The sequence below is a fragment of the Rhodococcus sp. (in: high G+C Gram-positive bacteria) genome, assembly GCF_049591685.1.
In the GTDB taxonomy this organism is placed as follows: Bacteria; Actinomycetota; Actinomycetes; order Mycobacteriales; family Mycobacteriaceae; genus Rhodococcoides.
In genome coordinates this window covers 1-6,457 of record NZ_JBAWFH010000102.1, presented here as the reverse complement: position 1 = coordinate 6,457, position 6,457 = coordinate 1, and the positions used below count along the sequence as shown (strand labels likewise).

The 6,457-nt window shown below is 61.9% G+C and carries 5 protein-coding genes and 2 pseudogenes; 1 reads left to right on the top strand and 6 read right to left on the bottom strand.

The genetic code is table 11. The features are described from left to right. Positions 1–1,811: MMPL family transporter (locus tag WBQ44_RS04655; RefSeq protein WP_495565563.1), on the top strand; the 1,811-nt coding region annotated here is incomplete at its 5' end. Here WBQ44_RS04655 and WBQ44_RS04650 read toward each other — a convergent pair. The 6 genes and pseudogenes from WBQ44_RS04650 to fabG all read right to left on the bottom strand — a co-directional run bounded on the left by WBQ44_RS04650 (position 1,797) and on the right by fabG (position 6,445). After that, the gene (locus WBQ44_RS04650; RefSeq protein WP_495565562.1) at positions 1,797–2,441 is read right to left on the bottom strand and encodes a TetR/AcrR family transcriptional regulator; all 645 of its coding nucleotides are present in this window, start codon (positions 2,439–2,441) and stop codon (positions 1,797–1,799) included. The genes WBQ44_RS04655 and WBQ44_RS04650 overlap by 15 nt on opposite strands. 76 nt (positions 2,442–2,517) lie before the next feature. Continuing rightward, on the bottom strand, positions 2,518–3,450 hold the full coding sequence (locus WBQ44_RS04645; RefSeq protein ID WP_495565561.1) for a hypothetical protein: 933 nt from the start codon (positions 3,448–3,450) through the stop codon (positions 2,518–2,520). 134 nt (positions 3,451–3,584) lie between these two features. Then, entirely contained in the window at positions 3,585–4,073 is a 489-nt protein-coding gene (locus WBQ44_RS04640; RefSeq protein ID WP_495565560.1) for a DUF4188 domain-containing protein, read from the bottom strand. Positions 4,074–4,429: 356 nt separating this feature from the next. Then, positions 4,430–4,627: pseudogene (locus WBQ44_RS04635) on the bottom strand (MaoC/PaaZ C-terminal domain-containing protein); the annotation flags it as partial. Positions 4,628–4,713: 86 nt separating this feature from the next. Next, a pseudogene (locus tag WBQ44_RS04630) lies at positions 4,714–5,666 on the bottom strand (thiolase family protein); the annotation flags it as partial. Between the two features lie 50 nt (positions 5,667–5,716). Next, complete coding sequence (gene fabG / locus WBQ44_RS04625) at positions 5,717–6,445, bottom strand: 3-oxoacyl-ACP reductase FabG (protein WP_495565564.1); 729 nt, start codon at positions 6,443–6,445, stop codon at positions 5,717–5,719. Between the last annotated feature and the right edge of the window lie 12 nt (positions 6,446–6,457).

Here is a 6,457-nt window from a genome sequence, read left to right as displayed (position 1 = left end):
GCTCCGCATTGCGTTGTCGCGCCGGACGTCAGGAATCTTCGGTCAGCTCCCGATCACGAAGGCAGACCACATCCGACATCGCGCTGGCCGAAACGATCGCAATCCCCGTCGTCGTGGTGTTGCTCGTCCTGGTCTTCGGTTCCGCGGTCGCGGCATTGCTGCCGATCCTCGTTGCCGTGTTGTCGATCATCGGGTCGCTCGCGTTGCTCAACGGGCTCACCCAGTTCACCGACGTCAGCATCTTCGCGATCAATCTCGTCACCGCGCTCGGCTTGGGACTGGGCGTGGACTACGCCCTGCTGTTCGTAAGCAGATACCGCGAGGAACTGCGCGGCGGGAAGACACCTGAGCAGGCGGTGATCGTCACGCTGGGCACAGCCGGGCGCACGATCGCGTTCAGTGCGATTACCGTGCTGGTCGCGCTGTCGGCGATGCTCGTGTTTCCGCCGTACTTCCTCAAATCGTTCGCCTACGCCGGGATCGCGGTCGTCGCCGTTGCTGCAGCGGCAGCCCTCGTCACGCTTCCGGCCCTGCTGGTGGTGCTCGGTACACGCGTCGATTCCGGACGACTCCCGTGGCTCGAAAAAGAACGCGCAAGCGGGGTTTCACGGTGGGCCCAGTTGACACAGGGCGTCATGCGTCGGCCCCTGGTCATCTTGCTGCCCACCCTCGTTCTCCTCGGAGTGCTCGCGTCGCCGTTGACCGGCATCACGTTCGGCGAGCCCGACGATCGAGTGCTTCCCGCGTCCTCGGCGGCCCACCGCGTCGGTGACCCGCTTCGAAGCGACTTCGACACCGACGCTTCGTCTTCGGTGGACATCATCGTCGCCTCGTCCGAAAACGTCGCGGCATTGGCGACGCAGATCAGCGACATCGACGGCGTGGATTGGGTGGACTCCGCTTCGGGGAGTTGGGAATCGGGCCTACCCGTTCCGGCATCGCCGTCGAATGCGCAGTACCAGGGCCCGAGCGAGCAGCGCATCATCGCCACACTCACCGTGGATCCCGCGTCCGACGATGCCAAGAACGTCATCGAACGCATCAGAGACCTCCCCGCTCCGAACGGCAGCGAGGTGCTCGTCGGCGGCACGACCGCCGTACTGATCGACAACACCGCAGCCATCAGGGACAACCTGTGGATTGCAGTGGCGATCATTGCCGTCGTCACGATGATCCTGCTGTTCTTGTTCACGGGCAGCGTAGTTCACCCTGTGCGTGCGGTGATCGGCAACGTCGTCACCCTCGGCGCAACGTTCGGCGTGATGGTGTGGATGTTCCAGGACGGTAACCTTGCGTCGCTCTTCGGGTTCACGCCGGGTCCGATGAACTTGTCGATGCTGGTCCTGAGCGCCTGCGTCGCATTCGGCCTGAGCATGGATTACGAGGTCTTCCTCCTCGGCCGCATCAAAGAAGCCCGCGACCGCGGCGAAACGTCGAATCACGCGGTGGTGACCGGGGTGTCGATGACCGGCCGCATCATCACATCGTGCGCGCTACTCCTGGCGGTCAGCTTCTTCGCTTTTGCCGTCGGAGACGTCAGCTTCATCCAACTATTCGGTCTGGCAACGGGATTGGCCATCCTTATCGATGCAACGATTGTTCGAATCGTCCTCGTCCCGGCCGTGATGAAACTCCTGGGCGAGGGCTCCTGGTACGCACCCGCCGTGCTGCGCCGAGTGCACGACAAGGTCGGTATCGACGAAGGGCCTGCGACACAGGGAGAACCTGGGAATCGATCGATGACCGTCGTGTCAATTCACCACGCGTACCCGGCCTCGACACCCAGGCCGGGTACGTCACGTCAAGCGTAGAAGCGGACGGACGAGGCGATCGAAAATGTCCTTCGGAAATGGGAAAAGACTCGACGCAGTTCGCTGAGATGCCAACCCGTGCAGCGCCAGCCACACCGCGGTGGCGTCGGCGAACGGGTCATCCGTCGAAGACCTCTTCGCGCGAGCAGCTTCGGCCATGGCCTCCACGAGAACGGCGAGTACATCTTGACCTAGTTCCTCCGCGGCGGGCCTGGAGATGGCATCGTCCTCCACCGCGCGCGCGGCACTCCACAACCCGCCGAACATCACTCTGTACCGTTCTGGCTGACTGTCGGCGTAGTCGAGATACGCCTCGCAAATAGCTGCCAGCCGGGCCGCGGAATCGTTACCCGCTGCGCGCCTCGCCTCCATCAGGGCCTCCCTTAACGACGCGAATGCCTCGACGACCACCGCCTGCAAGATGGCCTGCGCGTCGGGGAAGTGCGGGTAGATCGATGGGGCGGCAATCCCGGCCTGCCGGGCGACGGCCCGTAAGGTGACAGCCTGCTCGTTGCCAGTCGCGTCGAGTATCTCCGACGCTGCGGCCAGTATCTCGGCGCGCAGGCGTTGACCGTCACCACGCGCGTTACGACGGCGTGGCTTTCCACCGGTCTCGGAATTTGAACTCATCCTCGTAACCTTACAGCTGCGTCCAGCGCACCCGGCCCGAGTGAAGGGTTGATTCCGGAATCCCGTGGCGGGTGATTCAGCTGGCTGCACGGTCTCGAGGCTTGGTACCGGTACGGCGACGGTTTTCCACCACGATGAGCCCGGCGGCGGCGACGATCCAGGTGATCAATACCGCCCATCCAGCCCATCGAGCCGAGCCGTTGAAATAACTGACATCTATTATTGAGCTGATTGCCGCCCCTGGAGGCAGCAACTCGGACGCCAACCGCGCCGCATCGGGCAGCAGGTGAGGTCCGACCGTCGCGCCACTTGTCGAGTTTCCGATAGTGATCAACAGCAGTGTTGCGATCGGAACACCCATGGCACCGAAAACGGCACTCGAAGCCATTGTGGCGAGAGCCGTCGCCGCTGAAAGCAACGCCAGTGTGATCGATAGGGATGCAATGCTGCCAGGCAACGCACCGAGGATTGGTCCCGCAATCAGTGATGCCATCGATCCGACGACAGCTGCGAAGACTACGGTCGCAATCAGGCGGTGTCGCATGTGTACGACTGAAGTGGACGTCGGGAGCGTCTGCGCTAAAATGAACGAGGCCAGGCTCACTCCGAATGCGACGTAGAATCCCACTACACCCCGGCTGTCGTATCGAATCAGCGGCTTGATGTCTGTAGTTGTCACCTCCGATCCGCTCGAACGACCGTATACACCGACCAGATTTTCCAGTGCCCCGACTGTTGAAAGACCGGTCGCTCCGGCAACTTCAAGAGAGAGGGCAGTCTGCGACGTTCTGTACACGATTGCAACTGCGTAACGCCCAGCGATCAGATTGCCCCCTGCCGCGGTGTCGGACACAGTTGTCACCGAGACGGCATCGCCCAGGACTGCAGAGACCTGCCCTGCCAGGTCCTCTCCGACGACTGCCACAGGTATGTTGCGAGGTGTTGGATCGCGCTGCAGACCGACGTACATGCCGATAAATGCGGCTGCAGTCAGCAGCGCGATAGCCATTGGCTGCAACCACGCTTGCACGACCGAATGCGCAACAGCAGTGTAAGCGTCCGCGTGGGACTGGCAAAACTTCATACGCGTGATTTTGACGTGATCGGATTGCTCGGATTTGCACCGGCGGCTCGACTGTATATTCAACTCGACGAAGTACGTCCGTTAGCGAGTCGGGTATACGCGCGTGCATTCTGCGCCCCGACTTGAACAACTTCAGTTGCTTTCGGCAGGCCCATTGCGCGTGTGTCGACAAACATACTTTCCGCTCGCTCTACAACGAATGTCTCATGCCAGACACCCACTGCGCCTGGCGCTTTCCGCGCGGTCCGGTTGAACCGAGTCCAAGCGGGCCGATGATGCTGTGATGTCGCCGAGGCGTACTCGTACAGCTTCTCCACGGACGACCAGTACTGAACGACATAGGGCCCGTTCCGGTTGAAAAGCATTTCGTAACCCAGCAATCCTGAATCTGGGTCAGCGCTGAGTTCCTTCACCATCGGCGGCATCGCCAAGAATGCTGGGATCCACAGGTCTGGACGCCACCATCTGTTCGGCGTCATTCCGATATGAAACACCACCAGTGTCTCATTGTAGCTATGTGTGGTACGCCCAAAGTTGATTTCAGACACGGGATCTCCTTGGTCCTATTCACGTTATGGTCGGGTGAAATATTCTCCGTGAGGGTATGTTGATCGTTTACTCGTGTGCTGTGAGTAGACGGTTTAGGGCGAACCTACAATCTTGCATGAAACCGTGACCGTAACTGTCAATACATGATTCGCGAGATCGTCTCCGCGACCACCGCTGGCTTGTCCGATCCAGCGATTTCGAGAGTGTTCGATACTGTCAGCTGCAGCGCGAGTCCGCCGACATTTTCAGCGGAAGAAAAGCGTGGTCGCAGAAAAAGGTGTGCACCGACCGGCACAGGGTTCACGAAGCGGACTTTGTGCGAACCGTAGTTAACGATCAATCTTGCCTCGATCGTTTAAACCTGCCCCGCAAGAAAGGGCAGTAACGACAGACTGAAGTACCCGTCTGCGATGGTCCCCCCGAACGGGCTTTCCTCCGCGGCTCGGTCGATATCGACATGGGTCCATTGATGGTCACCGGTGGCCTGGGCGAAGAGGTCGACCTGATTCTGGGTGACGGTAGTCCACGCGCTGACCCCCAGGTCGTCGCCGACAGCGGCCTGAACTTCGTCCGCCGAGACGAATGTTCTTGCGTGTCTCCGTCATTACTGCCGCGCGCTCCCGTGTGCGCTCCGGCGTTCTCGAACACTGCTGCCAGGCCTTGTCCGCCGCCGATGCACATGGTTTCGAGGCCGTACCGTGTCTCACGGCGACGCATCTCGCGTAGGAGTGTGGCGAGGATTCGCCCACCGGTGGCACCGACCGGGTGGCCGAGCGAGATGCCGGAGCCGTTGAGGTTGAGGCGGGAGTCGTCGGGTTCGATGTTCCAGGTGCGCAGGACGGCGAGGGTTTGGGCTGCGAACGCTTCGTTGTGTTCGATGACGCCCATGTCGTCAAGAGCGAGGCCGGCTCTGCCGAGGGCCTTCTCGGTGGCGGGGACCGGTCCGATGCCCATGGTGCGCGGCGGCACGCCTGCGACGGCCCAGGAAACGAGCTTCGCGATCGGCCGTAAACCGAGTTGGTCAGCTTTCTCGGGGGTGGTGACGATGGCGAGGGCGGCGCCGTCGTTCTGTCCGCCGGCATTGCCTGCGGGTTCTCGGCGGTTTCGATCTTGCCGCCGGGGACGGGGTAGTTCTTACCGCCTGCGGTGACGCGGGCGCGCACGAGGCGGTCGGAGAGGTCGACGGCGTCGCTCGTGATGCCCCAGCGCATGCCGGTGGCGTAGAACTCGGCTTGGCTCATGCTTTCTGCGCCGCCGGCGAGGACGAGCTCGCTGGCACCGGCCTGGACTTGCATGCAAGCCTGCAGGACTGCTTGGAGGCCGGATCCGCAGCGGCGGTCGATCTGTGGGCCGGGGACGTCGATTCCGAGGCCCGCGTCGAGGGCAGCGACGCGGTTAAGCGCGGGGGCTTCACCGTTCGGGGATGCCTGTCCGAGGATGACGTCGTCGATATCGGTCCCTGAAATGCCAGTGCGGCTGACCAGTTCGGCGATGACCGCGGCGGCGAGGGTTTCGGGTGCGATGTCCTTCAATATTCCGCCGAAGCGGCCAACGGGTGTGCGGAGGGGTTCGCAGATTACGGCGTCTGGCATTGATTTCTTCTTTCGCAACAAGCGTTGTGCGGTGTCGGCATGCTCGTCGGTCACATGTAGCGGCCGCCGGTGACTTCGGAAACTGTGCCGGTCATGTAGGAGGACAGGTCGGATGCGTAGAACAGGGCTACCGATGCGACTTCCGTCGGCTCGCCAGCTCTCCGCATGGGAATTTCGGGTAGCTTTTCGTCCCACACCTTTTGAGGCATCGCTTCGGTCATTGCGGTCCGGATCAATCCTGGCTGTATGACGTTGACGCGCACTCCGTGATGTGCGACCTCTTTCGCGGCGGCTTTGGATAGTCCGACGATGCCTGCTTTCGCGGCGGAGTAGTTCGTTTGACCGAGGAAGCCGACTTTGCCGGATATCGAGGACAGGTTGATGATCGATCCCCCGCCGTTGTCTCGCATGATGCCCGCGGCAAGTCGGGTTCCGTTCCAACACCCGCGCAGGTGTACGTCGAGAACCTGGTCGAATTGGTCGATGGTCATCTTGCGCATCGTCGCGTCACGTGTGATGCCGGCGTTGTTGACCATGATGTCGACCGACTCGAACGCCGATAGTGCCGCGCCGAGTAAGCCGTCGACGTCCTCCGATAACGTTACGTCGCATCGGACTCCGATGGCGTCGGTCGGTAGAGCGTCGGCGGCGTCCTTCGCTTTGTCTTCGTCGAGGTCGCCGATGACGATGCGGGCGCCGTGGTTGGCGAAGGTGGTGGCGATGGCGAGACCGATGCCCTGTGCGGCGCCGGTGATGACGGCTGTTCGTCCCTTGAGCATGGAAGGTCCTGT

Bases quoted from the DNA above. Each gene is read 5' to 3' on its own strand.
- WBQ44_RS04650 (WP_495565562.1), bottom strand. From the start codon at position 2,441: ATGAGTTCAAATTCCGAGACCGGTGGAAAGCCACGCCGTCGTAACGCG.
- WBQ44_RS04645 (WP_495565561.1), bottom strand. From the start codon at position 3,450: ATGGCTATCGCGCTGCTGACTGCAGCCGCATTTATCGGCATGTACGTC.
- fabG (WP_495565564.1), bottom strand. From the start codon at position 6,445: ATGCTCAAGGGACGAACAGCCGTCATCACCGGCGCCGCACAGGGCATC.